The 24,720-nt window shown below is 61.7% G+C and carries 22 protein-coding genes, 1 tRNA gene and 1 pseudogene; 5 read left to right on the forward strand and 19 right to left on the reverse strand.

Translation table 11 applies throughout. The annotated features are described in order from the left end of the window. Positions 1-19: 19 nt before the first annotated feature. Both ACAty_RS02220 and metG read right to left on the reverse strand, forming a co-directional pair. On the reverse strand, positions 20-565 hold the full coding sequence (locus tag ACAty_RS02220; protein WP_004870533.1) for a DUF805 domain-containing protein: 546 nt from the start codon (positions 563-565) through the stop codon (positions 20-22). 335 nt (positions 566-900) lie between these two features. Next, positions 901-2,943: a methionine--tRNA ligase gene (gene metG / locus ACAty_RS02225; RefSeq protein WP_004870534.1), complete on the reverse strand. Its 2,043-nt coding sequence runs from the start codon at positions 2,941-2,943 to the stop codon at positions 901-903. 112 nt (positions 2,944-3,055) lie between these two features. Here metG and ACAty_RS02230 point away from each other — a divergent pair, with 112 nt between their 5' ends. Further along, positions 3,056-4,384 (forward strand): aminopeptidase P N-terminal domain-containing protein, encoded by a 1,329-nt coding sequence (locus ACAty_RS02230; protein ID WP_004870535.1) that lies wholly within the window; start codon positions 3,056-3,058, stop codon positions 4,382-4,384. 28 nt (positions 4,385-4,412) lie between these two features. Here ACAty_RS02230 and ACAty_RS02235 read toward each other — a convergent pair whose 3' ends face one another. From ACAty_RS02235 to ACAty_RS02270, 8 genes are all read right to left on the reverse strand, one after another. Next, on the reverse strand, positions 4,413-4,973 hold the full coding sequence (locus tag ACAty_RS02235; protein ID WP_004870536.1) for an RlpA-like double-psi beta-barrel domain-containing protein: 561 nt from the start codon (positions 4,971-4,973) through the stop codon (positions 4,413-4,415). A 164-nt stretch (positions 4,974-5,137) separates the two neighbouring features. Next, the gene (locus ACAty_RS02240; RefSeq protein WP_004870537.1) at positions 5,138-5,860 is read right to left on the reverse strand and encodes a type III pantothenate kinase; all 723 of its coding nucleotides are present in this window, start codon (positions 5,858-5,860) and stop codon (positions 5,138-5,140) included. Continuing rightward, the gene (locus ACAty_RS02245) at positions 5,857-6,744 is read right to left on the reverse strand and encodes a biotin--[acetyl-CoA-carboxylase] ligase (RefSeq protein ID WP_038471527.1); all 888 of its coding nucleotides are present in this window, start codon (positions 6,742-6,744) and stop codon (positions 5,857-5,859) included. Before ACAty_RS02245 ends, ACAty_RS02240 begins: the two co-directional genes overlap by 4 nt. 22 nt (positions 6,745-6,766) lie before the next feature. Further along, positions 6,767-8,029, reverse strand: a complete 1,263-nt coding sequence (locus tag ACAty_RS02250; protein WP_004870539.1) for a glutamate-5-semialdehyde dehydrogenase — start codon at positions 8,027-8,029, stop codon at positions 6,767-6,769. A 48-nt stretch (positions 8,030-8,077) separates the two neighbouring features. Next, a complete protein-coding gene (gene holA, locus ACAty_RS02255; RefSeq protein WP_004870540.1) occupies positions 8,078-9,067 on the reverse strand; it encodes a DNA polymerase III subunit delta in 990 nt (329 codons plus the stop codon). After that, complete coding sequence (locus tag ACAty_RS02260; protein WP_004870541.1) at positions 9,067-9,582, reverse strand: LPS-assembly lipoprotein LptE; 516 nt, start codon at positions 9,580-9,582, stop codon at positions 9,067-9,069. The genes holA and ACAty_RS02260 overlap by 1 nt, the downstream gene beginning before the upstream one ends. Then, positions 9,582-12,053 carry a leucine--tRNA ligase gene (leuS, locus tag ACAty_RS02265; RefSeq protein ID WP_004870542.1) on the reverse strand — a complete coding sequence of 824 codons (2,472 nt, stop codon included), beginning with the start codon at positions 12,051-12,053 and terminating at the stop codon, positions 9,582-9,584. Before leuS ends, ACAty_RS02260 begins: the two co-directional genes overlap by 1 nt. An 88-nt stretch (positions 12,054-12,141) precedes the next feature. Further along, positions 12,142-12,483, reverse strand: a complete 342-nt coding sequence (locus ACAty_RS02270) for a YhbY family RNA-binding protein (protein ID WP_004870543.1) — start codon at positions 12,481-12,483, stop codon at positions 12,142-12,144. Between the two features lie 18 nt (positions 12,484-12,501). Between ACAty_RS02270 and ACAty_RS02275 the strand changes: the two genes are divergently transcribed. The 4 genes from ACAty_RS02275 to ACAty_RS02290 all read left to right on the forward strand — a co-directional run bounded on the left by ACAty_RS02275 (position 12,502) and on the right by ACAty_RS02290 (position 16,037). Further along, complete coding sequence (locus ACAty_RS02275) at positions 12,502-13,203, forward strand: RlmE family RNA methyltransferase (protein ID WP_014002272.1); 702 nt, start codon at positions 12,502-12,504, stop codon at positions 13,201-13,203. Positions 13,204-13,291: 88 nt separating this feature from the next. Continuing rightward, positions 13,292-13,368 (forward strand) — tRNA-Arg (locus ACAty_RS02280). A gap of 111 nt (positions 13,369-13,479) precedes the next feature. After that, positions 13,480-14,553, forward strand: a complete 1,074-nt coding sequence (locus ACAty_RS02285; RefSeq protein WP_004870545.1) for a site-specific integrase — start codon at positions 13,480-13,482, stop codon at positions 14,551-14,553. A 428-nt stretch (positions 14,554-14,981) separates the two neighbouring features. After that, complete coding sequence (locus ACAty_RS02290; protein WP_014002136.1) at positions 14,982-16,037, forward strand: IS5 family transposase; 1,056 nt, start codon at positions 14,982-14,984, stop codon at positions 16,035-16,037. 176 nt (positions 16,038-16,213) lie between these two features. Here ACAty_RS02290 and ACAty_RS02295 read toward each other — a convergent pair whose 3' ends face one another. From ACAty_RS02295 to ACAty_RS16835, 9 genes and pseudogenes are all read right to left on the reverse strand, one after another. After that, positions 16,214-17,506, reverse strand: a complete 1,293-nt coding sequence (locus ACAty_RS02295) for a DUF2130 domain-containing protein (RefSeq protein ID WP_004870547.1) — start codon at positions 17,504-17,506, stop codon at positions 16,214-16,216. A gap of 29 nt (positions 17,507-17,535) precedes the next feature. Beyond that, positions 17,536-18,720 carry a GIY-YIG nuclease family protein gene (locus ACAty_RS02300; protein WP_004870548.1) on the reverse strand — a complete coding sequence of 395 codons (1,185 nt, stop codon included), beginning with the start codon at positions 18,718-18,720 and terminating at the stop codon, positions 17,536-17,538. Beyond that, complete coding sequence (locus tag ACAty_RS16820) at positions 18,707-19,012, reverse strand: hypothetical protein (RefSeq protein WP_226047704.1); 306 nt, start codon at positions 19,010-19,012, stop codon at positions 18,707-18,709. Before ACAty_RS16820 ends, ACAty_RS02300 begins: the two co-directional genes overlap by 14 nt. Then, positions 18,928-20,757, reverse strand: a complete 1,830-nt coding sequence (locus tag ACAty_RS02305) for a DEAD/DEAH box helicase (protein ID WP_226824466.1) — start codon at positions 20,755-20,757, stop codon at positions 18,928-18,930. The genes ACAty_RS16820 and ACAty_RS02305 overlap by 85 nt, the downstream gene beginning before the upstream one ends. Positions 20,758-20,765: 8 nt before the next feature. Continuing rightward, positions 20,766-21,164, reverse strand: coding sequence for a type II toxin-antitoxin system VapC family toxin (locus ACAty_RS02310; protein ID WP_004870549.1), 399 nt, complete (start codon positions 21,162-21,164; stop codon positions 20,766-20,768). Next, positions 21,164-21,376, reverse strand: coding sequence for an AbrB/MazE/SpoVT family DNA-binding domain-containing protein (locus ACAty_RS02315; RefSeq protein WP_004870550.1), 213 nt, complete (start codon positions 21,374-21,376; stop codon positions 21,164-21,166). Before ACAty_RS02315 ends, ACAty_RS02310 begins: the two co-directional genes overlap by 1 nt. Before the next feature lie 72 nt (positions 21,377-21,448). After that, positions 21,449-22,414, reverse strand: coding sequence for a type IIL restriction-modification enzyme MmeI (locus ACAty_RS16825; RefSeq protein WP_319025229.1), 966 nt, complete (start codon positions 22,412-22,414; stop codon positions 21,449-21,451). 15 nt (positions 22,415-22,429) lie between these two features. Continuing rightward, a pseudogene (locus tag ACAty_RS16830) lies at positions 22,430-23,239 on the reverse strand (DNA methyltransferase); the annotation flags it as partial. Positions 23,240-23,254: 15 nt separating this feature from the next. Further along, positions 23,255-24,241, reverse strand: a complete 987-nt coding sequence (locus ACAty_RS16835; protein WP_004870552.1) for a type IIL restriction-modification enzyme MmeI — start codon at positions 24,239-24,241, stop codon at positions 23,255-23,257. Positions 24,242-24,720 lie beyond the last annotated feature (479 nt).

Raw genomic sequence — 24,720 nt, forward strand, 5'->3', positions numbered from 1 at the left:
GCCGTCGGGTCGCCGAGAGTCATGAAGCGGTCTCAGCCGTGCCGGACACTTTTGGCGAAACGGCTCTCCCATAGCGCACATGCGGGCCGTAGCGCTCGCCGCTGGGTCGGCTGGGCAGGAGTGTAAAAATAAGCATCAGCAGTTCAATGAGGATAAACGAGACCACCACCGGGGCCAGCCACCACGGTGACAGGAGACGAAGCGCTGCAAGGCCGCCGATCAGGAAACCGGCAAACATGGATACATACGCAGCGAGTACCCACTTGCCCGATTGACCTGCGTCGTGCAGGCGCCGCACGGTGATGGAGAGCTCAGGTATGGCAAACCAGAGCAGGACAATCCCATAGAATATGGTGAGTACGGTTCCAAGGAGGGTGGTCGTCTTCGTTTCAGAATCCCCAAAAATGTCGGAATCCCCAAAAATGAGGGCGACGATCACGGTTGGGCCAAACAGGATAATGAGATAGGCCAACCGGTACCACCAGTAATCCACCCTTCGGGTACGACCAGTGAAGTTGAAATAGTTGAAAAAAACCTCGTACTTGAGAACGTCCAATAGGCGCATACATACCCTCCAACACGGTATTGTGGTCATAGGCGACGCGGCGGGGAGTAGAAGGAGTCCCGCCGGCAACCATTGGAGGGAGCAGAAGCGGCACGACCGGATAAACCCGGCCCTGCCCGAGATACGGCCACAGCTTTTGCTCCCTCCACTGCACGTGGTTTTCTATTCAGCAACGCGGGGGACCGGCAGGCTGGACCAAAGGGCATTCAGCGCGTGGGCGAAGCCCAGCGAAAGGCACCCGAGAAGCCGTCGATAGTATAATGGCTAAGCCATTGAAAAGGCAAAGAGGATCTGGGCTGGGTGGCGCTGCCAGGGCCCTTTGTTCCAGCCCGTCCCTATTTGATACGCATACCGGGCTCAGCGCCGCTGTCTGGAGCCAGCAGAAAGGGTCCGCCCGTGGGGCCGCTGGCGGCAAGCACCATGCCCTCGGACAGGCCAAAACGCATCTTGCGCGGCGCGAGATTGGCCACCATGACCGTCAGGCGCCCCTGCAGGTCCTCGGGACGGTAGGCGGACTTTATACCGGCAAAGACCTGACGCGGCTTTTCCTCGCCAATGTCGAGGGTGAGGCGCAGGAGCTTGTCCGCCCCTTCCACGGCCTCTGCCGCAACGATGCGGGCCACGCGCAGCTCCACGCGGGAAAAGTCTTCAATGGAAATGGTGGCCGGGGCTTGGGTTGCCTGGGTGCCACTCGCCGCCTCGGGACTGCGCTCCTCGGCTGCCTTGTCCTTGGGGGTTTGCGCCGGCGTGGGGCTGGCGATGAGGCTGTCCACGGTGCTTTTCTCCATCCGTTGCAGGAGGTGCTGGTAGGGGGCGATGTGGTGATCCAGCAGCGGCTCGGCAAGGCTATCCCAGTCCAGCGGGCAGTGCAGGAAATCCAGGGAACGGCGGGCGAGCTGCGGTACCACCGGGCTCAGCAGAGTGATCAGCAGACGAAAGGCATTGAGCGTGGTGGTGGCCACCCGCAACAGGACCTCGCGCTGTGCAGGATCCTTTGCCAGTTGCCAGGGCGCATGGCGATCGACGTAGGCGTTGACGCGATCGGCCATGGCCATGATGTCGCGAATGGCGCGCGCGTAGTCGCGCTCGGCGTAGGCGGCACCGATTCGTTCCCGCTGTCCTGCCAGTTCGGCGTAGAAGGTGGCGTCCTCGCCCAGACTCGGGGCAAGGCGACCGCCACCGAACTGGTGAATGAATCCGGCGCTGCGGGCGGCGAGATTGACCACCTTGCCCACCAGGTCGCCGTTGCCCTTAAGCAGGAAATCCTCGAGGTTGAGGTCGATGTCCTCCGGACGCGGATTGAGCTTGCTGGCGAAGTAGTAGCGCAGGAACTCCGGCTCCAGGCGCTCCAGATATCGGGCAGCGGTGATGGAGGTGCCGCGGGATTTGCTCATCTTGGCACCGTTCACGGTCATGAATCCGTGGGTGAAGATGGCCGTGGGCAGGCGGTAGCCCGCACCCTTGAGCATGGCCGGCCAGAAGAGGGCGTGGAAGTAGATGATGTCCTTACCGATGAAGTGGTAGACCTCGCTTTGGGCCTGGGCTCCCCAGTAGGTATCGAAATCCCGGCCGTGCTCCTCGCACCAGTGGGTCGTTGCCGCCATGTAACCGGGTAAAGCATCCAGCCAGACGTAGAAGAATTTGCCCTCGGTATCGGGAATGGGGATACCGAAGTAGGGGGCATCGCGGCTGATGTCCCAGTCGGCCAGACCGGCCTTGAACCACTCGTCGAGCTTGTTGGCCATCTCCTCCTGCAGCGTGCCGCTGTGGATCCACTCCTGCAGAAAGTCGGCAAAGTCGCTCAGGGTGAAGAAATAGTGCTCCGTGGGGCGCCGCACGGGGGTGGCGCCGGAGACGGCTGAGACGGCATCCACGAGATCGGTGGGGCTGTAGGTAGCACCACAGACCTCGCAGTTGTCGCCATACTGATCGGCGGCGCCGCATTTTGGGCAGGTGCCGCGGATGAAGCGGTCCGGCAAGAAGATGCCGGCTACGGGATCAAAGGCCTGCTCGATCTCGCGCACGACGATGTGCTCGGCTGCCCGCAGCCGCCGGTAGATATCCTGGGAAATGGTGAAGTTCTCTGGCGAGTGGGTGCTGTGATAGCAGTCGAAACCGATGCCGAAGGCGGTGAAGTCACGCAGATGTTCCTTCTGCATGCGTTCCACCAGGGTTTCCGGCGAGATCCCCTCGCTCTGGGCGCGCAGCATGATGGGGGTGCCGTGGGCATCGTCGGCGCAGACGTAGACGCAGTCGTGGCCCCGCAGTTTGTGGTAACGGACCCAGATGTCCGTCTGGGTGTACTCGACGAGATGGCCAAGGTGCAGAGGACCATTGGCATAGGGAAGGGCGCTGGTGACCAGGATCTTGCGTTTCATAGCCTGCTAAATTACCTGCCTTGCCGCCGCGGAGCAATGGGCCGGGGACTCCCGGCGCGGCAGACTTGCCGCCTTTGTGGCATACTGGATCCTTTGCGGATTTGGAGTTGCCATGTCCAGTCACGACTTGCCCCGGCCAGACTATGCCGCCCGTCGCCGTCGCCTCATGGAGCGGCTTCCCGACGGGGTGGCCATCGTCCCCACGGCTACCGAAAAGTCTCGCAATGCCGATGTGCATTATCCCTTTCGGCCCGACTCCGACTTCTGGTACCTCACCGGCTTCGCCGAGCCCGAGGCGCTGCTGGTTTTGGTGCCTGGTCATCCCGATGGGGAGGAATGGCTGTTCTGTCGTCCCCGCGATCCGGAGCGGGAGATCTGGGACGGCCGTCGGGCGGGTCTGGAGGGCGCCCGAGAGCTCTGTGGTATCCAGCAGACGCGTTCCATCGCGGAGCTGGACAGCCTCCTGCCCGAGCTCCTGCGGAACCGGGAACTGCTCTGTGCGCCCTTGGGACGCTCCGCCGATTTCGACGCCCGCCTCATGCTCTGGCGCAACCAGGCCCGAAGCCGCTCCCGGGCGGGCATACGCTATCCCCAGGAACTGGTGGATCTGGGCTTTTTGCTGCACGAGATGCGGGTCATCAAGGACCCCGTGGAGCAGGAGCACCTGCGGGCGGCGGTGGGCATCAGTGCCGCCGGTCACCGCCACGGCATGCGGGTGTGTCGTCCCGGTATGACAGAGTATCAACTGCAGGCAGAGATCGAGTTCGTCTTCCAGCGCCTGGGTGCACGCAGCGTGGCCTACCCCAGCATCGTCGGTGGTGGTCCCAACGCCTGTATCCTGCACTACACGGAAAATCGCGATGCCCTTGCGGACGGTGATCTCGTCCTCGTCGACGCCGGTGCCGAGTACGGCAACTACGCTGGGGACATCACCCGCAGCTATCCCGTGAACGGGGTCTTCAGTCCGGCGCAGCGGGAGGTCTATGCGCTGGTTTTGGCAAGTCAGAAGGCAGCCATTGCTGCACTTGCCCCCGGTCGCTCCGTGGCCGACTACCACGAGGCAGCGGTGGCCGTCCTGGTGGACGGCCTACGGGATCTGAAGATCCTCTCGGAAAGTCGCGAGACGATCCTCGAACAGGGTCTCTATCGGAGTTTCTACATGCACCGCACCGGCCACTGGCTGGGCCTCGATGTCCACGATGCCGGATCCTATCGCCAGCGCGACGGCAACTGGCGGATGCTGGAGCCGGGCATGGTGGTGACGGTGGAGCCTGGACTCTACTTTTCCCTAGAGAATCCTGCCTGTCCGGAGCGTTACCGCGGTATCGGCATCCGCATCGAGGACGATTGCCTGATCACCGCCGAGGGAGTGGAGGTGCTCTCGGCGGCAGCACCGAAGGAGATCGACGAGATCGAGGCCCTCATGGCCCTGGGTGGCTAGCTGCCGGGGGTCGTAATAGCCGTTCCCGTCACGAATTCGTACTGGTGGGCAAGCGCGCGGGCAGGATGCGCAATTCCGCTTCCTTGACGCCAAATTGCACGGCCTCGTGTACCGAATCCATGAGAATGTCCGCTGCCATTTTGTAGCGGGCGTTCATGGTATCCCAGACCACGCCGCGGATGACCTTGCCCGAGGACAGGACGATCTCCACGCGCTCGCCACAGCGGTTGCCGCCATTTTTGCGGAAGAAGAGATCCTGGGAGAGGGCAATCTGATCCGGTCGCGTCGGGCCGCAGGCCGAAATCTCCGGGTCGCTACTGGTCTGCCAGGGTACGGCGTTGTAGGCCGTCACCCGATGCAGGTAAAAGACGCGATGGTCGAGGAGCAGGGCGCCTTTGTCCTGTTCTTCCAGCGTCGCGTCCGAATCCGTACCGGCTGCGGCGGTGATAGCCAAGGACGCTGCTGCCGCTGGACCGTCCACGGGTTGGGTCCAGGCCCAAGCGAGTTCGGGCCGGGCCAGAGACAGGGTATTGGGGAGCAGGAACGCCAGGAGGGCGACACCAGCACCCGCAAAAATACCTTTGAACAATCTGCAACTCCTTTTGCCTGATGGGATCTTCGCCGAGATCCGCTCGCCTCATAAAGCGTTCTTATCCACCAGCAATGGTTTTTGGGTCGCAAACTATCTCAAAAAAATCGCTCTGAATCAATATCCTGCTTATAATCGTTCAGAATCAAAGCATTAGAAACAACTCACTGAAGCAGCAAGAAAAATCCCCGCAGGAGCAACTGCGGCGCAACCTCACCGTGGCCGAGCCGCTGGCGCAGCAGGGGCGCGTCCCCGCCGGTCAGGAGCAGATCCAGATCGGGGTAACGGCGGCGTCCGTCGAGAAGGGCTGCATCCACGGCCGCCGCCGCTCCCGCCGTGACGCCCAAGAGCAGGCACTCCTGGGTGGAGTTGCCAAAATCCCCCGTGCGGTCTTCTGGTACCAGTTCGGGAAGCCGGGCGGTCTGCTGGGCCAGTGCCCTCAGGCTAAGGCCGAGTCCCGGCAGGATGCGGCCGCCGCGAAAGCGTCCTTCGGCCAGCAGATCCAGGGTAATGGCGGTGCCTGCGTCCACCACCAGGAGGTTTCGCCCCGGCCAGTCGTAGGCGGCGGCCAGCAGGCAACAGCGGCGATCAAAGCCCAGACTTTCTGGCGGTCGATAGGCGTTGGGCAGGAGTGCGTGGAAACGCTCGGGATCCCAGGGGCATAGCTGTTCGCGGGCAAACTGCGCTCGCCAAGCGGCTTCCCGCTCCGGGACCACGCCGCCAATATAGACGGGTTCTTGCGCCAACCAGCGGGGCCAGGGCGGCGGCAGCTGTGCACGCACATCGGCAATATCGGCGCTGCTGGGTCGGCGTTCCACCAGAAAGTCGTGCCCGTCCTCGGTGTGGGCGATCTGCGTGTGGGTATTGCCGACGGCGATGAGGATCATGGGCGGGCCCGGATGCGGACATCGGCGGCGTGAAGCCGCTCCTCATGGCCTTCGATCCGGACCTGCAGGCGGCCTTCCTCGTCGACACCCAGGGCACGTCCAAGCCTTTGCCGACCATCCTGCTGGATCTCGACGATCCGATCGCGGAGGCGGTCCGCTACTTTCCAGCGCTGGGTAAAGGCGACAAAGCCCGCTTGGTCCAGGAGCGCAAAGTCCTTTCGCCACTGCCGTAGGATGGCAGCGGCCAGCTCGTTGCGGTGGACGATGAGGCCATGCTCGGCCAGGCAGGTGGCCGCGGGCTCGAGACTCGGGTCCAGGTGGCAGTTGAGTCCCATGCCCAGTACCCAATCCTGCCGCCCGCCGCAATATCGGCCCTCGAGGAGAAAACCGCCCAACTTTTGCCCGCCGACCCAGAGATCGTTGGGCCACTTGACCCAAAGCCCCGGTAACTGGGCGGCGAGGAGCTGGTGCACACTGAGCGCCGCCACCAGCGGCAGACTAGCCGAGGTTCCGGGAATGGCGGGCAGCCGCAGGCTGAGGTAGAGGTGACGGCCAAAGGGCGAGTACCAGGAGCGACCACGCCGTCCCCGTCCGGCCCATTGCGCCTCGGCCAGACAAAGCATAAGCCCGGTGGCCTCGAAGAGGCGGGTATTGGTGGAATCGCAAAAGGCGAGCGTGCGGACGGACTGCGGGGGGTATCCAGCGTCCGCGGCGATGCGCGCGGCATCCAGGGGCTCTGCGGGGTAATCCAGAATGGGCCCGTTGCCGGTAAAGGAGAGCGGCAGACCCCACCGTTGCGCCTCAGCGAGGACGGCGCGCCGTGTCGCGTCATCCAGCTGCGGTGGCGGCGTGCCCATGCGCCCGTCGGCGGCCGCTGCTACCACCTGCTGCAACCAGGTGGAGGGTTCAGGAACGGATATGGCCGTCCCCCAGCACGATCCACTTCTGCAGGGTCAGGCCTTCCAGGCCCACTGGCCCGCGCACGTGCAGGCGATTGGTGGAAATCCCGATCTCTGCACCGAGTCCGTATTCAAAGCCATCGGCGAAACGGGTGGAGGCATTGACCATCACCGAACTGGAATCCACCTCCCGCAGGAAGCGCCGGGCGGTGGTGAAATTCTCGGTAACGATGGACTCCGTGTGCCCCGAGCCGTAGCGGGCGATGTGGGCCATGGCCGCATCGAGATCATCGACGATCTTGAGAGAGATGATGGCCGCCAGATACTCCGTGGCGAAGTCTTCCTCCGTCGCCGCCACCGCCTCGGGTATGCGTGGGAGACTCTCGCTGCAGGCGCGAATCTCGACCCCTTTCTCGCGCAGGGCTGCCGTCAGGGGCTCGAGCAGATCGTCCACCCGGTCGCGATGCAGGAGCAGGCTCTCGGCGGTGTTGCAGGTTCCGAGTCTCTGGGTTTTGGCGTTGACCACGATCTTCAGGGCTTTGGCGGCATCGGCATCGCGATCCACATAGACGTGGCAATTGCCGTCCAAGTGCATGATGACCGGGACCGTAGCCTCGGCGCGGATCCGGCTCAACAGCCCCTTGCCGCCCCGGGGGATGACCACATCCACCAGATCGTCCATGCGGATGAGGGCACCCACCGCCTCCCGATCGGGAGTCTGCAGATACTGCACCAGGTCCAGAGGCAGCTGCGCCCGACCGAGGGCCGCACGCAGGCGTTCGGCGATGGCGAGATTACTGTGCAGGGATTCGGAGCCGCCGCGCAGGATCACGGCATTGCCGGATTTCACACAAAGACCGGCGGCATCGGCCGTGACATTGGGGCGGGATTCGTAAATCATGGCGATGACGCCCAGAGGCATCCGCATGCGCCCCACCTGAATGCCGCTGGGTCGATAGGTCAGGTCACTGATCTCTCCCACGGGGTCCGGGAGGGTCGCGATCTGTTCGAGGCCCTTGGCCATGGCCTCGATACGGCTCTCGTCCAGACGAAGACGGTCGATGAAGGCGGGATCACGACCCGCCGCCTCGGCTGCACGCAGGTCCTTGCGGTTGGCGCGCTGGATGTCCTCGGCATCGCGGCGAAGCAATTCCGCCATTCCCCGTAGCGCCCGATCCTTGGCGCCACTGTCTCTGGCCAGAAGCTGTCCCTGAGCCTGACGCGCGCGTTGGCCGAGGGCGCGAACTTCCGCTTCGATTTCCTGGGTCATACGGTCTCCTAGCTAGTGGCGAGGCAGATGCGAATTTCCATTGTGCCTTCAGGGGCGGGCAGCGGCAATGCGCAGGGCGAGCGTGCCCAGGGCCGGCCACGGAGGGCTCGGATCCTGACCTTTGATGCGCGCATCGATGGCCGCGCAGCTGGCAAGGGCCTCCCACAGGGTGCGTGCGGGGATGCGCGCCGCCGCACGGCGCAGCCACTGGCTGCGGGGCGGAAAGAGCCGCTCCTCACGACACAGGGTAGTGACGTCTTCGCTCTGCAGACGCAGCAAGAGGCGCAGGTCGCGGTGCAATGCCCAGAGCAGGAGCACCGGCTCGGCATCGCCGCCCCGCAGTCGGTCCAGAATGTGGTCTATCCGCTCCACCTCGCCGCGCAGTGCCGCATCGGCCAGTTCGAAGACCGTGAAGCGACTGTCATCGGCGAGCAGCTCGCGGACGGTGGCCGCATCGATGCGGGTCCCAGCAAACTCGCGCAGGCGCAGGATGGCCTGCTGACAGGCGACGAGATTGCCCGCCGTCAGCTCGCAAAGCAGGTGCCTGGCCGAGTCGTCCGCCTCCAGACCTGCCTGCTGCAGCCGCCGCCCTACCCATTGCGGCCACTCCTGGGCATTGGGAGGATAGAGGATGAGCACGGTCGCGTGCTTTTCCAGATCCCGGAACCAGGCGCTCTTCTGCTGCCCGGCATCGGGGCGTGGACCGACCAGGCACAGGCGGGCCATTTCTGCGGGGGCGGCGAGCCAGTGCGCCAGGGCATTGGTAGCGGCCCGGGACAATTTCAGCTGGTCCATCTGCAGGATCAGACAGCGTTTCTCGGCAAAGAGCGTGAGGGCGTCGCGCTCGTCGCGCAGCCGCTCCCAGGGTTCATCCTGTTGATAGAGCCGCTCGCGCGCGCTGAAGCCTTGGGTGTCGGCCGCCTTCAGGTAGTCTGCCAGGGCCTCCTCGCGCAAGAGGATCTCGTCGCTGAAGATGGCGGCAACGGCGGGTAAAGACCGCTGCAGGTGGGCCGACCACGTATCGCCTTTGACGCGCATCAGTGCCCGTCGCGCAGACCCTTGTCGTAGAGGATGCGACGCAGGATATCGCGGGCCGCCTCCCGGAACAGCAGGCGCTGGTCTTCCTCCTGCTGCACATTGGTGGCAAGGGGGTTGGAGCTACTGTAGCTGAAGCTGTGCTCCAACAGCAGGGGCTCGGGAGGGAGCAGTACCCGGTCGCCCTGGCGCAGACTGATCTCGGCGTGCAGGGTGTTGAGAAACTCCAGGGCGACGCCCGTACTCGGGCTGATACTGATGATGCGCTGGCTGACGTAGGCGTTGCGGATATCGAGGACGGGCGCCGTGGGCGAACTCCGATTGCCGTCCAAGGCAAGCTCCCGCTCCACCGCCGTGGCCAGGGATCCTCCCGCCGGTCCCGAGGCAAGAACCTGCAGACCCTGCAGGCGCGGCGGGATCGTGCTGCCCGTGGGCAGATGGAAGCCGCAGGCGCTGAGGCTCATCCCCAGCAACGTCACCGCAAGCCGCAGCGCCCAAGCCCAAGGCAAGCGTTGCATCAGGAGAGCACCAGATTGACGAGACGGCCAGGGACGACGATGACTCGCCGCAATTCCTTGCCCTCCATGTGTTTCTGGACCTGGGGATGCGCCAGGGTCAGAGACCGTATTTCCGCCTCATCGGCGCTGGCGGGGAAGTCCAGGCGCTCCCGCAGCTTGCCGTTTACCTGCACCACCAGGGTCAGGGTGTCGGCAACCAAGGCCTCGGGGTCTACCGTGGGCCAGGGGGTGTGTGCCAGAGCCGTTTTTCCCCCCAGCGCCATCCAGCAGGCCTCGGCCAGGTGGGGAGTGAAGGGTGCGAGCATCCGAACCAGAGCGCTCAGACCCTCGCCCAGGACTGCACGGAGTTCGGGATCCTTTCCGTCCACCCGCGCCAAGGTGTTGGTCAGCTCCATGCACGCCGCTATGGCCACATTGAAGTGGTGGCGCTCTTCGAGGTTGAAGGTTACGCGCTCTATACATTGGTGGATGGCGCGGCGCAGGTCCCGGGCAGCGCCCGAAAGTTTGGCGGGCAGGGGGGTGGGCTCGCCATCGTAGTCCTGCACCAGGCGCCAGACGCGCTGCAGGAAGCGGTAGGCTCCCTCGACGGCGCTGTCCGACCATTCCAGAGACTGCTCGGGGGGCGCGGCAAAAAGGATGAAGAGCCGCGCCGTATCGGCTCCATAGCGGTCCAGCAGCTCCTGCGGATCGACGGTGTTGCCCTTGGATTTGCTCATCTTGGCACCGTCCTTGAGGACCATGCCCTGGGTGAGGAGGCGACGGAAGGGCTCATCGAAGCGACCATCGGCGGGCAAGAGCCCGAAGTCGCGCAGCAAGCGATTGAAGAAACGCGCGTAGAGCAGGTGCAGGACGGCGTGCTCGACACCACCGACGTACTGGTCCACGGGCATCCAGGACCAAGCGCGGGCATCCAGCATGCTGGCAGCGTCGGGACAGGTGAAGCGGGCAAAATACCAGGAACTCTCGACGAAAGTGTCCATGGTATCCGTCTCGCGCTGCGCCGGGGCGCCGCACTGGGGGCAGGGGACGTCCCGGAAGCTTGGATCGTCCAGCAGCGGTGAGCGCGGATCGCGCAACTGGTAATGGGTCGGCAGAACCACCGGCAGCTCCGCCTCGGGCACGGGCACGACGCCGCAGTGCGGGCAGTGGATCATGGGAATTGGGGTGCCCCAGTAACGCTGACGCGAGATGCCCCAGTCGCGCAGGCGCCAGTTCACGGTCTTACGGCCGAGACCGCGGGCTTCCAGGGCCGCAGTGATGCGGCTTTTCGCCTCCACCGAATCCAGGCCATCAAAGGGCCCGGAATTATAGAGGCGCCCGGGGCCCGTGTAGGCGGCGTCTACGGTGCCCGCATTCTCTGCCTGGGCGGGCTGGATCACCGGGCGAATGGGCAGGCCATACTTCTGGGCAAACTCGAAGTCGCGCTGATCGTGGGCCGGCACGGCCATGACCGCACCTTCGCCATAGCCCATGAGCACGAAATTGGCCGCCCAAACCGGCAGGGTCTCTCCCGTCAGGGGATGGCGCACGGAGATCCCCAGGGGGCGGCCGGCTTTTTCCTGGGTCTCCACGGTGGCTTCGGATACGGCCACGTGTTTGCAGTCCTCGACGAAGGCAGCGAGGTCCGAATCGGCACGGGCACGGGCCAATACCAGAGGATGCTCCGGGGCGAGGGCCAGATAGGTGGCTCCCATCAGGGTATCCGGACGGGTACTGAAGACCTTGATCACCCCATCCTCGTCCACCAGCGGAAAATGGATCTCCGCGCCCTCGGAACGGCCAATCCAGTTGCGTTGCATGGTCAGCACCTGATCTGGCCACTGTCCCTGCAACTGCTCGAGACCCTGCAGCAGTTCGTCGGCGTAGGCGGTGATGCGCAAGAACCACTGGCGAATTTCGCGGCGTTCCACCAGCGCGCCCGAGCGCCAGCCGCGGCCATCCACCACCTGTTCGTTGGCGAGCACAGTCTGATCCACGGGGTCCCAGTTGACCGTACTTTCCTTCTGGTAGACGAGACCCCTTTCCCACAGTTTCAGGAATAGCCACTGCTCCCAGCGATAGTACTCCGGGGTGCAGGTGGCAAACTCCCGCGTCCAGTCGTAGGACAGACCCAGGCGTTTCAACTGGCCGCGCATGTGGGCGATGTTCTCGAAGGTCCACTGCGCCGGAGCGACTCCGTGTTTCAACGCCGCGTTCTCGGCGGGCAGACCGAAGGCGTCCCAGCCCATGGGGTGGAGCACGCTCTTGCCGCGCATGCGCTGATAGCGGGCGATGGCGTCGACGATGCTGTAGTTGCGGACGTGCCCCATGTGCAACTGCCCCGAGGGATAGGGGAACATGGCCAGGACGTAATATTTTTCACCCTCGGGCGTGGCTGGGGCGCGATGATCCTTGCGCTCTTCCCAAAATTTCTGGATTTCCGCCTCGAGGGTCTGGGGCTGATAGGATCGCTCGTTCAGGGTGTCACTCATGGTGTACTGGACTTCCGTCTCGGATAGGGTTGCCTGCTTGCGCGGCAGGAAGCTGTTCTGGAAAACGTGACGTGGATTGCGCCACGACTCAGTGTCGTGTCCGCCGCGCCGCCACCTTTCGGGCAGGTACCGGCGTGGCTGCACTGGCCAAGGTGCCGGGCTCGGGTGGGCGCGGACGGTAAAGAATGAGGATACGACCGATACGGGCAATGGCTTCGGCACCACTGGTGGCCAGGATCTCGGCCACCATGGCATCCCGAAGCTCGCGCTCCACAGCGGGCAGGCGCACCTTGATGAGCTCGTGGTGGAGCAGAACCCGATCCAGTTCCTCCATCAGTGCCGGACCGAGGCCTGCGCTGCCCACCAGGAGCACGGGCTGCAGCGGATGGGCGCGCGCCTTCAGGGCCTGTCTTTCTTTGCTGCTCAACATGCTATGCTTCCCCGACGGATGAGTGTGGAGAGTGTACGGCCCAGCCTGCGGGTGGTCAAAGTCGCGGGCCTTGGTGTGTTGTCCTGGGGAGAGCCGGTGGCGCGCAGTAAATCCAGTAAGCAATGGTTACGCGAACATTTTCAGGATCCCTTCGTGCAGCGGGCGGCGCGGGAGGGCTATCGTTCCCGGGCCAGCTACAAGTTATTGGAAATCCAGGAAAAGGACGGCCTCTTGCGGCGTGGGCAGCGGGTTCTGGATCTGGGCGCAGCACCGGGTGGCTGGACTCAGGTGGCCGCAGCCATCGTCGGATCTGAGGGACGTATCGTCGCCGTGGATCGTCTGGCCATGGATCCCGTCCCCGGAGCCTTGGTGATCCAGGGAGACATTTACGACGAAGCCGTCATCGCCCAATGCCGTGCCGCCTTTCCCGAGGGCGTTGATCTCATCCTCAGCGACATGGCGCCAAACCTCTCGGGCATTGCCAGCGCCGATCAGGCACGGGCCGTGGCCCTGTGCGAACTCGCCCTGGACTTGGCGCGGGAATGGCTGGTGCCCGGTGGCAAGCTGCTCATGAAAGTGTTCATGGGGGCCGGAGCGCAGGAGCTGCGCCGCGAACTGCAGGGTTCCTTTCGGCGCATCGTCGTGCGCAAGCCCGAGGCCTCGCGCGCCCGTTCGGCAGAGCAGTACTGGTTAGCCCTGGATTATCGGCCCCCATCGTGACGCTCCTGCCCACACGGTCCACCCAGCTCGCCTTGATCCCGGTGTCCCGTGGACAGGCTCCGTTGCTCCGCCCTATAATGCGGTTCAAGCGCGGTTAGCTCAGCTGGATAGAGCGTTGGCCTCCGAAGCCAAAGGCCAGAGGTTCGAATCCTCTACCGCGCACCAAGTAAATCAAGGCTCTAGGTAATGGTCTAGGGCCTTTTTCTTTGCCAGATTGATTTTCCGCGACACTGGCGCGACACTCCCAGAAGAGCGAGGGCTTTTCTGGGGTCCGGTATGGCAACCATCTCTCCACGGTACGATGACCAAAATATCCGCATCGGCTGGCAGGTGCGCATCCGCAAGCGGGGCTTTCCGCAGCAGGTCAGAACATTTCGCACCAAGGCTGAAGCCGAAGCCTGGGCACGGTCCATCGAGGCGGAGATGGATCGGGGCGTCTGGCAAGACCGCAGCGAAGCCGAGCGGACCACGGTAGGCGAGCTGCTGGATCGGTACGCAAGGGAAGTCTTGGCAGACAAGAAACACTGCACACCGGAGCTTTCCCGCCTCAAGACGCTCGATGATGCTTTTGGCCGCGTTGCTGTGGCCCGCCTCACGTCGAGCGCCATCGCTTCCTTTAGAGATAAGAGGCTCCGAGATGAGGGACGAGGCGGAAAGCCAGTCTCAGGTCAGACCGTCAAACACGAGATTGGGCTGCTGCATCGTGTGCTGAAGAAGGCAGAACGTGAATGGGGTATTGCGCTACCCATGGGCTTGCCGACAGAGAAGGTGCAGGCTCCAAAACTCCCCCAGGGCCGGGACCGTCGGTTACAGGGTAACGAGGAAGAAAGGCTCTTGGCCGCGTGCGCCAGGGCGCGCAATCCCTGGCTCCTGCCGTTGACCCGGTTCGCCATAGAAACCGCCATGCGGGCCGGTGAGATGCTGGAAACGAAGGGCACGGCAGACCCAGAGACCGGCGAGCGGCCCATCCAGACAACCGGCCTGCTCTGGAAGCATGTTGACCTCAAAAAGCGCACGGCCACGCTTCCCATGACGAAGAACGGCACGGCGCGGGTGGTGCCCCTGTCGAGTGTGGCGGTGGAGATTCTGCGAGGCCTGCCGCGAAGCATGGATGGTCGGGTGTTCGGGACGACCTACGAAGCCATCCACTTGAGCTTCACGAGGGCCTGCAAGCGCGCTGGCATCGAAGACTTGCGGTTCCACGACCTGCGGCATGAGGCCACGTCCAGGCTCTTTGAAAGGGACCTCAATCCCATGCAGGTAGCCGCCATCACGGGCCACAAGACTTTGCAGATGTTGAAGCGGTACACGCACCTCCGAGCCGAGGACTTGGCGAGGCTTCTAGGATGAAAATTTTTAACTCACCACTCCGATGCAGAGGCGACGTATTCATTCGTCCACCCCATGAATTATACCGTGAAAGGATCTACGGGCGGCCGTTGGGCTCAGGGCAGGGTATCCGCCAGCCTCCTTATGGCGGGATGCGGAACTGGCGTGTCCTTGGCAGAGGAGGTGCCATTGAACAATCCTCCCTCCTCGACGGCATAGCCAGGAGATTGATGGCCGAGCCAACCAGTCAGAGCGAAGGCCAGGATCAGCAACCCTGGCCATTGGCACTTTTTGAGCAGTGTTGCATTCGTTGCCTGCACGGTGAAAGCCCCCAAGACGATTACTGTACATTTATACAGTAATAGTTCGGCCCAGCGCAGTTCCCATTAGGAAGCTGCTGAAAAAGTCGGTGGTATACTGGGCAAAATGGTGCAGCGGGGGGTGGAAAGATGCGTGGAGCCAAGGTAGAGACTCAAGGGTTATTCAGCTACGTTTCCCCGGAGCAACGGGTGCCCCAGGACCATCCGCTGAGAGCGATCCGGGCTATCGTGGAGCGGTCCCTAGCGGAGATGGATAGCCACTTCAGCACGATGTACTCGAGCTACGGTCGCCCCTCCATTCCCCCGGAGTTTCTCCTGCGCGCACTGCTCCTGCAGGTCTTCTACAGCATCCGCTCGGAACGGCAGCTGATGGAGCAACTCAACTACAACCTGCTGTTCCGCTGGTTTGTCGGTTTGGGAATGGACGACGAGGTCTGGGTGCCCACGGTCTTTACTAAGAATCGCGATCGGTTGCTGGATCACGGGACGGTACGGGAATTCTTCCGATCCGTACTGGAACAGGCTCGCGGCCAGAATCTGCTCTCCGAAGAGCATTTCTCCGTCGATGGTACGCTGTTGGAGGCCTGGGCCTCGCAGAAATCCTTTCAGCCCAAGGATCCCGAAGATCGTAGCGGTGATGGCTCCGACTTCCGGGGCCAGGAGCGCAGCAATGAGACCCACGCATCGGTGACGGACCCCGATGCCCGGCTGTACAAGAAGGCTCCCGGAGAGGCGTCCCGTCTGGCCTACCTGGGTCATGTGCTCATGGATAATCGGCATGGATTGATTGCCGGGGAACAGGTGACCACCGCCGATGGCACGGCAGAAGTGGATGCCGCTACCCAATTGGTGGATGATCTGGGCGGGAACCAGCGCATCACCCTCGGTGCCGACAAGGGCTATGACCGTCACGGCTTTGTTCAGGATCTCCGGGACCGGAATGTGACCCCTCATGTAGCCCGCAAGCGGAAAGGCTCGGCCATCGATGCCCGGACTACTCGCCACCGGGGCTATGCCATGAGCATCCACGTCCGGCGGCGGATAGAATCCATCTTCGGCTGGATGAAGACTGTGGGAGGGATGCGGAAAACCCGATTCCGTGGTTTGGAACGGGTCGGTCTGCACTTCTCCTTGGCGGCCACCGCGTACAACCTCGTGCGGATGGCGCGACTGGCAGTGGCTTGATGGGATTCGTGCGTCCGGAATCCGTCCAAGGGCTACCAAAAGCTCAGAAAAACAACAAAACAGCTGCGCCCGCGCCTGTTTCCCGGGGTTTTGTGACCGAATATCCCAATCAAAAGAGATTTTTCAATATTTTTTCAGCGACCTCTTAGAGGGGCGCCCCTCCCCTGTTTGCTGACCTATTTCGACAGCTCATCAAACTTTGCCTTCATGGTTGGGTTGCCTCGGGTTAGGCGCTTGATGGTGACGTTCTGGGCCTTGTCGTTGGCCAGACGTAGGTTGCGATCGGCACCCAGGAGGGCGTCCTTGGTTTTCTGCAGGTGATCTATCGACTTGTCGATCTCGTCGATGGCGGTTTGGAATCGCCGGGCCGCCAGATCGTAGTTTTTGGCAAAAGCGTCCTTGAAGCCTTCCAGTTCGGCCTCGAAATTGGTGATGTCGATGTTCTGCGCCTTGACCAGGGCCAGCTCCTGCCGATAGCGCAGGCTGTTCAGCGCCGCATTGCGCAACAGGGTGATCATGGGGAGGAAGAACTGCGGCCGGATGACGTACATCTTGGGGTATCGGTGCGAGACGTCGACGATGCCGGTGTTGTACAGCTCGTTATCGGATTCCAGGAGTGAGACCAGCACCGCGTACTCGCAGCCCTTCTCGGTGCGGTCCTTGTCGAGCTCCTTGAAGAAATCCTCGTTGCGCTTCTTCGTGGTCGTGGTGTCTGCCTCGTTCTTCATCTCAAACATGATGGACACGATCTCGATGGGATTGGCGGGATCGGTGTGGTCGAAGTCACGGAAGATATAATCCCCTTTGCTCCCGGTGCGGGCGTCGGTGTCCTTCTCGAAGTAGGCATTGGGGAAGGCGGTAGCGCGAATTTGGTTGAAAGTGACCTCACAGTGCTGTTCCAGCGTCTCACCCAGCATCTTGGTGGAGAGGCGCGCCTTCATATCGCGTAGTCGCTCGATGGCCTCGTCGCGGTCGCGGATCTGGGTTTGGTATTTTTCGATCAAGGCTTTTTCAGCCAACTCTTTTTCCAGCGCGGCTCGGTCCAAGGCTGCGCGTAGGGCATCGCGTTCCTGCTGCACGCTCTCGATAGACTCCCGGATGGCCAGGGCCTTGCTCGTGTCGTGGGCCTGGACCTGGGCCTGGAGCTTCTGGATCTCGGCGTCCTTTTCGGCAGCGACCCGCTGGAGCTGGTTCAAGAGCTTGGCCTCGGACAGTTCGGATAGCGAAGCAATCTGGGCCTGGAGCCTCGCGATTACTGCCTCTTTATCGGCCACCGACTGTTGGCGCTCCTGCTCCCATTGCGCGCGGGCGAGCTGCAAGGCCGTCTCCTTGTCGTGCTCCGCCAGTGCTAGACGCTCGGTCACTTGCTTGTTGAACTCCTTATCGCGGACCTGTCGCAGTATTTCGGCATAGCCGGATTCATCGACTTGAAAGGCCGTATGGCAATGAGGGCAGACGATTTCTGGCATGGTATGGCTCCTTGGCGAACGCGGACTTTCTAAGGAAGGGGCTTCAGGCTGGCCGACTCCCGATCGTAGATATAGTGGGTGATACTGCCATCTTTGATGCGCTCCACCGCTTCGTCGATAACGAATAAGGGCACCAAAAACCATTCCTCAGGTTGTACCGGATGACCGAAGCGGTCATGGATGGTGATATCGAGGCGCGCGGGCGCGAACAGCCGGTGCATGAGGTTTTCCAGACGGGTCCGCTGGATGCCCGCGAGTTTATACGTGGCCACCACCTCGACCTTGGCAAGGAGATAGGTGGCCTCGTGTTCGGCGTTGGCGATGCGGCTTTCCACCTTGCCTCGCGTTACGCCGATCTTGTGGATGAGCTCGCGGTGGGCGGCGATATAGGGATCGCTCGACAGCGACCGCAAGACGTAGATGGTGCCGCTTTCCACGTCATCGGCATCGAACTCCCCGTCGAGGGCGAGCTGCCCGGTTTCGGGGGAAGCCAAGCGCCGGGCGGCAGGGTCATTGTAGAAGGCCCGCTGCAGGGAGCGCAGTAATAGATTGCTCTCCGTTCCGTTGGAGTAGATAACCCGTAGACGGCGGTCGATCTCCCCAGCAGTGGTTTTCAGAGGCTCCCCTACCTCGGCGATATAGAGGGTGAGCCCGCCCAGAACAAAAAAATCCCCGACCTCAATACCCCGGCGTCCCGCCTCTATGGGCTGGGACTGCCGCATACCCGTTTGGATATCGGTTTGTACCCGTTCGAAGAGCGGCCGAAAGGTCTCAAAGTCCTTGCACGGTGTGCGATCCGCGATTTCCTCTGCAGCGCGTTTCTCGGCACTGGCACGTACGTGGCGGAGCACCGTGATATCGTTGGTTTCCGTTACTTCCGACAGTTCCGCGGCCAGATCCTCGATATCTGGAGTTTCCACTGCCATCCGATCCTCGGGCGTGCCCGAGAGCAAGCCCTGATGATCCAGCGGCCGCAGCAGCTCCCGGCATTCTGGCAGGGCACGCAAGCGATCCAGGCGCACGGCATAGAGGCGTTCAAAGATATCCCGATCCTCCCCATGCTGCGGCACCCGCCCGTGGGTGGTGACAAAGCGTTGGATATCCTCAAATCCAGCAATGATGCGTTCTTCTCTGGCCGTCCTTCCTGCTTTTTTCTCGGGCGGCGCGAAGTCCGCGAGTTCTGCGGCTAGATCCTCGAGTTCACTGCTCGACATAGCGGCCCTCTGCCCTGAAGCGCATGAACGCCGTGGCACCCTCGGCCATGCGACGCTCCCAAGGATCGTGAGCCGTGAGCGCCGGCACCCGTCCCCGCTCTTTTTTGAAAAGCACAGCGCGGACGGCCAGTTCCTTCGCTTCCTCCGGCGTCAAGCTCGTGCGTTTCGCCGTAATGGCCGCCGCTACCTGCTTCAGACTCTCCTCACTCATGGCCTTGGCAAGAATGGCATAGGCCTCCCCGAAGGGATTGATGCGATCGATGAGGTCGATGTCCAGCTCCCGTACGTCCATGGTAAAGCGGCGGACTCCGTGAAGTAGGGCGGTGTTGGCGTTTTCCTTTGCTCACTCTCGTTGGTGATCCGCTTGGCCTGCTGAGTCAGGTTCAATGCGGCAATGGCGTGCTGACGCACTGCCTCTTGATTTTGGGTGTCGAGTTCGGGGTATTTTTCCTTGATGATCCTGCCCAAACGCAGCTGGGTCAGTTCTTCCGGTACCAGGTCTTCATCAAAGAGCCCGCGCTCGATGCTGGGCTTGTCCTGCACAAAGGCAGCGATTACCTCGTTCAGATCCTCCCGGCAGATACGCGCCGCCTCCGGGCTCTTGGGCTCGGCCAGGCCCTTGATCTCGATCTGGTAGGTTCCCGTCTGTTCGTTGACTCCGACATTGCAGCGATCGGGAAGGTAGCCACCCTCGCCATAGTCAAAGCCCGGTGTTGGGCCATTGTCGGGGTGCTTGGCCTTGAACTCTAAGCGTGGGGCCAGGACCTGTTCCATCAGGAGGCTCGCGGCGATGGCCTTCAGGGTATCGTTGACGGCCTCGGTGACGGCGGCTTCTGCCGCATCCGGCTCAGCAATGAGGTTGGTGAAACGCGCCCGGGTCTTGCCCGGCGCGTCGCGGGTGGCGCGGCCAATGATCTGCACGATCTCGGTAAGACTTGCCCGGTAGCCTACGGTCAGAGCGTGTTCGCACCAGATCCAGTCGAAACCCTCCTTGGCCATCCCCAGCGCGATGATGATATCCACGTGGTCGCGATGGTGTTTCTGCGCCGGATCTTTGAGTGCGGCGGCGACCCGGTCGCGTTTGCTGGCATCGTCGTCCACCAGATCGGCAATCCGTAAAATCCGCCCATCTGGGCGTCGGACCAGCTGGAAGCCCGTTGCGGGATCGACGCCTTGCCATTGCCCCAGGGCCTCGATGATGTGCTCCACCTCGCGCATCTTGTCCTTGGTGCTCTCGCGGGAGTTGACGTTGGGAATGTGCAGGATGGTTTTTTCGTTGGGGTCGAGCACCTGGAGGATCTCTTCGACGTAGGCTCCACTGTAAAAGTAGTAGCCGATGTCGAGCTGCTTCAGGTAGACGTAGCCGTTCAGTTGCTCATAATAGGTGTAGGTAACGGACTCGAACTTGGCCTCGTCGATGGGTGCCAGAACGGACTCGGCGTCGCCCCGAAAGTAGGAACCAGTCATGGCGACGATGTGCGCCTTGCCCCGCTCGATGAGTGCGCCCAAATGGGTGCCGAGCTTGTTGTCGGGATTGGCGGAAACGTGGTGAAACTCATCGATGGCGATGAGACGGTCATCGAAGGCCTCGATCCCGTAGGCATCGACGGCAAAACGGAAAGTCGCGTGGGTGCAGACCAACACCCGATCCCCACTCTCCAAGAAGGCGCCAACGGCTTTGACCTTCCCGCCATTGTCGTTACCCGGCGCATTGCAGAGGTTCCATCTGGGTTCCACCCGCCAGTCCGCCCAAAAGCCGTGCTGAGACAGCGGTTCGTCATGGAAGCTCGCACCAATGGCCTTTTCCGGGACGACGACGATGGCCTGTTTGAGGCCCTGGTTCATGAGTTTGTCGAGGGCGATGAACATGAGCGCTCGGCTCTTGCCCGAGGCCGGTGGCGACTTGATGAGGAGATACTGCTCACCGCGCTTTTCATAGGCTCGCTCCTGCATGGGGCGCATCCCCAAGGCATTGGCCTTGGTGGAGCTGCCGTTTTGCGCGTAGGTAACGGAAACGGAAGGGACGCTTTGGGTCATGCTGCGCTTCAATCCTTCGGACCAGTCTTGGCCAAGAATGTCACATGGGGTAGCCCCTGAAAATGCGCATCGCAGGTCAGCAGGGTCGCGCCGTGGTGGCGTGCCGTGGCGTAGACGATGGCGTCGGCAGTGGCCAGTTTGTATTCCCGGTGCATCTCAACGGCCAGGAGTGCGATGCGCGTATCCAGGGGCACGACGACGCACTTTTGCGAAAAGGCGATCACCTGATCGGCCTTATCCTCCCCCACCTCGCGCAGCAACCACTTGGAGAGCTCGAATTGCACCAGGGTCGGCACGATCCAGCGCGACTTGTCCGGAAAGTGCTCAGCCACTTGTGCACCCAGCGTGGTACCGGCCAACCACTCCACCCAGGCCGAGGTGTCCACCACACAGGGCGTAGCGGTCATCAGACTCGATCCGTCCGGTCACGCAGCGCCTCAGTACGTGCCCCTTTTGCGATGCCAGCGAGCTCCGCCGCCTCGGGCACGGGCATCACCAGCACACCCTTGCCCTTGGGAATGAAAACGAACTCTTGCCCGGCCTGCCAGTGCTGCTCTTCGCGCACCGCCTTGGGGATGGAGATCTGGTATTTGCTGGATAAGGTCGCCGTTGCCGTCATGGATCCTACTCCGTAAAAATCGATCAGCTGAAAGTAAGAATAGTCGATTCTGCCGTGACCTGCCAAAGCTCCTCAATGGTCCCTTACCTTCCTCCCGCGCTTACCCTTTACCGGCGTCGCCGCAGCGGTCATCTTGGTGTAGAGGTCGAAGAGCTTTTCCAGCCGCTCGGTGTCGTTCTTGAAGCGGCGGCCGATGTAGATGCGCTCCAGCACCTCGTCGTTGTGCTCGTGGGCGGCGCGCAGGTCGTCCGGCATGTTTGCGGGGTCGTAGAGCTCGGCGATGGTCGCCGGGAAATGATGCTCCCGCGCCAGCAGGATGTCCTCGGCGCAGCGGGTGAGATCGGCCTTGTTTTTCTCGGTCAGCGTCGGCACCGGGAAGGTATTCCAGCCAAGGGTGTTGGAGTAGGAAAAATCGGTTCGCATCCGGACACACACCGTGCCAATCCAGACCCAGTGTAGGCGCGAGGCAATGAGCGCCATGTTCCAGAGCGGGGTATCGTAAAGAGCAAAGTTCCGGTCTCCGATGATGGTTTGTCCATCCTCTAGGCCGACGGGCAAATATTCGCGGTTTTCCGAACTTACACGGGCTACGACCAAGGAGTAATTCTTAGCAATCGACTGAATTTGGCGAAAGCGATGCGGGAAAGCAGCAGCAGGGCGCGTTTCTTCCGCCTTGCTTTCCGCACGCATCCTTGCGACCGCCTCAATGCGACGTTTCAGCTCGGGAATCTTTTCAGCATCGCCTCGCTCTGCATTTTCGATCCATATGCAATATCGTTGTTCCCCACGGATGAGCTCCTGAGCACCAAGAAATCGTTTGATGAAAAGATCCGCCTCCGGAAATTCCCGCAAAACGGTATCCCGCTCATGAGGGGTCAGAAAGAGATTACCGCCGTCTGTTGGTTTGTTGCCCCATTCCATCAGGCCGCGTCCATCTGTCGGCCTCGGTATTGGCGAGACGATGACATCCCATCCTGGAACCAGGTAGGCGTTGATGAACTCGACCTGTTTCTCAATCGTCGAACCATCATCGGCCACTGAAAACAGCCTCCGTGATTTGGCTGGGTGATTGCAAATAGCCACGATAATTACCGTAACACCCGCATTATGGCTGGCGAGATTCGCCCACTTGAACGAGGTGTGGGCAAACGCAATCTGATTGCCCGTGGCAAATATCAGCGGCCACAGAATCGGCACTTGCTGACCTTGGCAAATAGAGTTGGTGGACACGAACGCGGCAGTGGTTGGTGTGTGTGTGCCGTAATCAGCGGCTTTCATGAACCAGCCGGCTACGTAATCCAGCGATTTCCAGGTTTTGCAGCGGTTGCCAAAAATCGCTTTGAGGTCGTCTTTTTGCTCGGCGGATTGCCAAGTACTGCCCAGATAAGGCGGGTTGCCACAGATGTACGTCTCACCGCCTTCGTTCTCGAAGTCGATCTCTGCCTGATCGAGCGGAGAACCGAACAAGTCGTCGGCCTGCACTTTCACGCCGGTGCCGGTTGGTGGGCAAATGCTCAACCAGTCGATTCGCAGCGCATTGCCGCAGGTAATCCAGTTCTCTTGGCGCAGGGGGAGAAATTCGGCTAGAGCCAGCTTCGGCCCCCGGTGCAGCACGTCGCATTGATACTCGGCAATGACCAGCGCCAGGCGGGCTATCTCTGCCGGAAAGTCACGCAGCTCTATGCCCCGGAAGTTCGTCAGGGGAATATCCGAGCGGCGATCTGATTCTCCCCGTCGTTGGTTGATCTCCGCCTCGATGGCGCGCATTTCTTTGTAGGCAATCACCAGGAAATTGCCGGAACCACAGGCAGGGTCAAACACCCGGATCCTTGCCATGCGCTTGCGCAGATTGAGCAACAGGCGGGGGTTGTCTCCCGCCTAGACAAGTTTCGTCCGCAGGTCATCCAGGAAAAGCGGATTCAATACCTTGAGGATATTGGGAACACTGGTGTAGTGCATCCCCAGCTCGCCCCTTTCCTCGTCTTCGGCGATGGCCTGGATCATGGAACCGAAGATATCGGGGTTGATCTTGGTCCAGTCCAAACCACCGACGTGCAGGAGATAGGATCGGTCGATCTTGCTGAACCTCGGCACATCCAAACTGCCCGAGAATAAACCGCCATTGACGTAGGGAAAGTCGCGACTGGCAGCCCAGCGTGGAATATTGGCTGTAGCCCGGTGATCGATAGGGGTGTTCATGGACAGAAACAGTTCGCCGATCACCTCATGGACATTGGCGGCGTCTTGGGTACTCATCTGCTGAATCGTCTCAGTAAACCGGCCTTGGCCACCAAAGATACCCGTATCCTCGGCAAAGAAGCAGAAGATCAATCGTGCCATGAAATGGTTCATGTCGTGGCGGCGCTCTGCCACCGCCCACTCGGGATTGTCCTTGAGTAGCTCCACATAGAGCCGATTCAGGCGCTTGGTGGCGCCGATGTCGAAGGCGTTCTCGCTGATCTGGCGGACGGTGCTGATGCCGGCCAGTGGCAGGAAGAAACCAAAATGGACCGGGAGGTCCGTGTAGGAGCAGGCGATGGTCTCGCCGCTCATGAGGTCTTCTGCTTCGATGTCCACGCCATCCGTGGCAAGGATGAACTTGGCCTTGGCCCTGGCCGTAGCAGGGCTCGCTCGTAGGGCCGTCATTGCCGACGGGATTTGTCCATCTGCGCATGTAAGGATGTGGATATTGTTGATCTGGAGCACACCGCCCAGGTCGGATTTGTTGGTCGCGCCACTGCGCAGGCGCTGGATAGTCGTGGTTTTGTTGCCGAAGGCTTCCAGAAACGCATAAGGAAACTCGGCCGGGTCAAAAGGCTGCCCGGCTAGGTCAGTAATGGCTTGTTCGATTTCTACAGCATTCATTCGACTGCAACACCGTTTCCTGCCGGGACGTTGTGGGTAGGGTGAGTATCGAATTTTCGGCAGAGAGCGAGGCCGTTGCGATCAGAATTTCCGTACCCGGGGCAGTTGGCCGGACCAAAGCACCGCCAAGACTTTGGGCGGATCAGTGTGGAGCTGGAATGCACTTTGGACGGTGCCGGGATGCAAGCGGAATTCACTGAGGGATGGGGCATGGATAGATGACTCCAGCTCGGCCACTTGATACCGCAGTGCATGGTTTGTCTTTTTTCCCTCCACCATTTGAGAGCTGACATTGTGGCCGAAAAGGCTGCCACCGGAAAGTCTGCTAGCCTGACAGGGTATTCACGACGGTGTTTGTGGTCATGAGGAAAGTTCCCTCTGTCGAAAGTCTGGTGGACCCCGAAAGGCCGGACGTCTAGTCGACTCGCACCGATGTAGATGTCCAGTAGGGTGCCCCACAGGCGTGCTAAAGGGTCCTT

The organism is Acidithiobacillus caldus ATCC 51756 (assembly GCF_000175575.2).
Lineage (GTDB): Bacteria > Pseudomonadota > Gammaproteobacteria > Acidithiobacillales > Acidithiobacillaceae > Acidithiobacillus_A > Acidithiobacillus_A caldus.

Coding starts and splice junctions, on each gene's coding strand:
- ACAty_RS02220 (WP_004870533.1), bottom strand. CDS start 565: ATGCGCCTATTGGACGTTCTCAAGTACGAGGTTTTTTTCAACTATTTC.
- metG (WP_004870534.1), bottom strand. CDS start 2,943: ATGAAACGCAAGATCCTGGTCACCAGCGCCCTTCCCTATGCCAATGGT.
- ACAty_RS02230 (WP_004870535.1), top strand. CDS start 3,056: ATGTCCAGTCACGACTTGCCCCGGCCAGACTATGCCGCCCGTCGCCGT.
- ACAty_RS02240 (WP_004870537.1), bottom strand. CDS start 5,860: ATGATCCTCATCGCCGTCGGCAATACCCACACGCAGATCGCCCACACC.
- ACAty_RS02250 (WP_004870539.1), bottom strand. CDS start 8,029: ATGACCCAGGAAATCGAAGCGGAAGTTCGCGCCCTCGGCCAACGCGCG.
- holA (WP_004870540.1), bottom strand. CDS start 9,067: ATGCGCGTCAAAGGCGATACGTGGTCGGCCCACCTGCAGCGGTCTTTA.
- ACAty_RS02260 (WP_004870541.1), bottom strand. CDS start 9,582: ATGCAACGCTTGCCTTGGGCTTGGGCGCTGCGGCTTGCGGTGACGTTG.
- leuS (WP_004870542.1), bottom strand. CDS start 12,053: ATGAGTGACACCCTGAACGAGCGATCCTATCAGCCCCAGACCCTCGAG.
- ACAty_RS02270 (WP_004870543.1), bottom strand. CDS start 12,483: ATGTTGAGCAGCAAAGAAAGACAGGCCCTGAAGGCGCGCGCCCATCCG.
- ACAty_RS02275 (WP_014002272.1), top strand. CDS start 12,502: ATGAGTGTGGAGAGTGTACGGCCCAGCCTGCGGGTGGTCAAAGTCGCG.
- ACAty_RS02285 (WP_004870545.1), top strand. CDS start 13,480: ATGGCAACCATCTCTCCACGGTACGATGACCAAAATATCCGCATCGGC.
- ACAty_RS02290 (WP_014002136.1), top strand. CDS start 14,982: ATGCGTGGAGCCAAGGTAGAGACTCAAGGGTTATTCAGCTACGTTTCC.
- ACAty_RS02295 (WP_004870547.1), bottom strand. CDS start 17,506: ATGCCAGAAATCGTCTGCCCTCATTGCCATACGGCCTTTCAAGTCGAT.
- ACAty_RS02300 (WP_004870548.1), bottom strand. CDS start 18,720: ATGTCGAGCAGTGAACTCGAGGATCTAGCCGCAGAACTCGCGGACTTC.
- ACAty_RS16820 (WP_226047704.1), bottom strand. CDS start 19,012: ATGGACGTACGGGAGCTGGACATCGACCTCATCGATCGCATCAATCCC.
- ACAty_RS02305 (WP_226824466.1), bottom strand. CDS start 20,757: ATGACCCAAAGCGTCCCTTCCGTTTCCGTTACCTACGCGCAAAACGGC.
- ACAty_RS02310 (WP_004870549.1), bottom strand. CDS start 21,164: ATGACCGCTACGCCCTGTGTGGTGGACACCTCGGCCTGGGTGGAGTGG.
- ACAty_RS02315 (WP_004870550.1), bottom strand. CDS start 21,376: ATGACGGCAACGGCGACCTTATCCAGCAAATACCAGATCTCCATCCCC.
- ACAty_RS16835 (WP_004870552.1), bottom strand. CDS start 24,241: ATGAATGCTGTAGAAATCGAACAAGCCATTACTGACCTAGCCGGGCAG.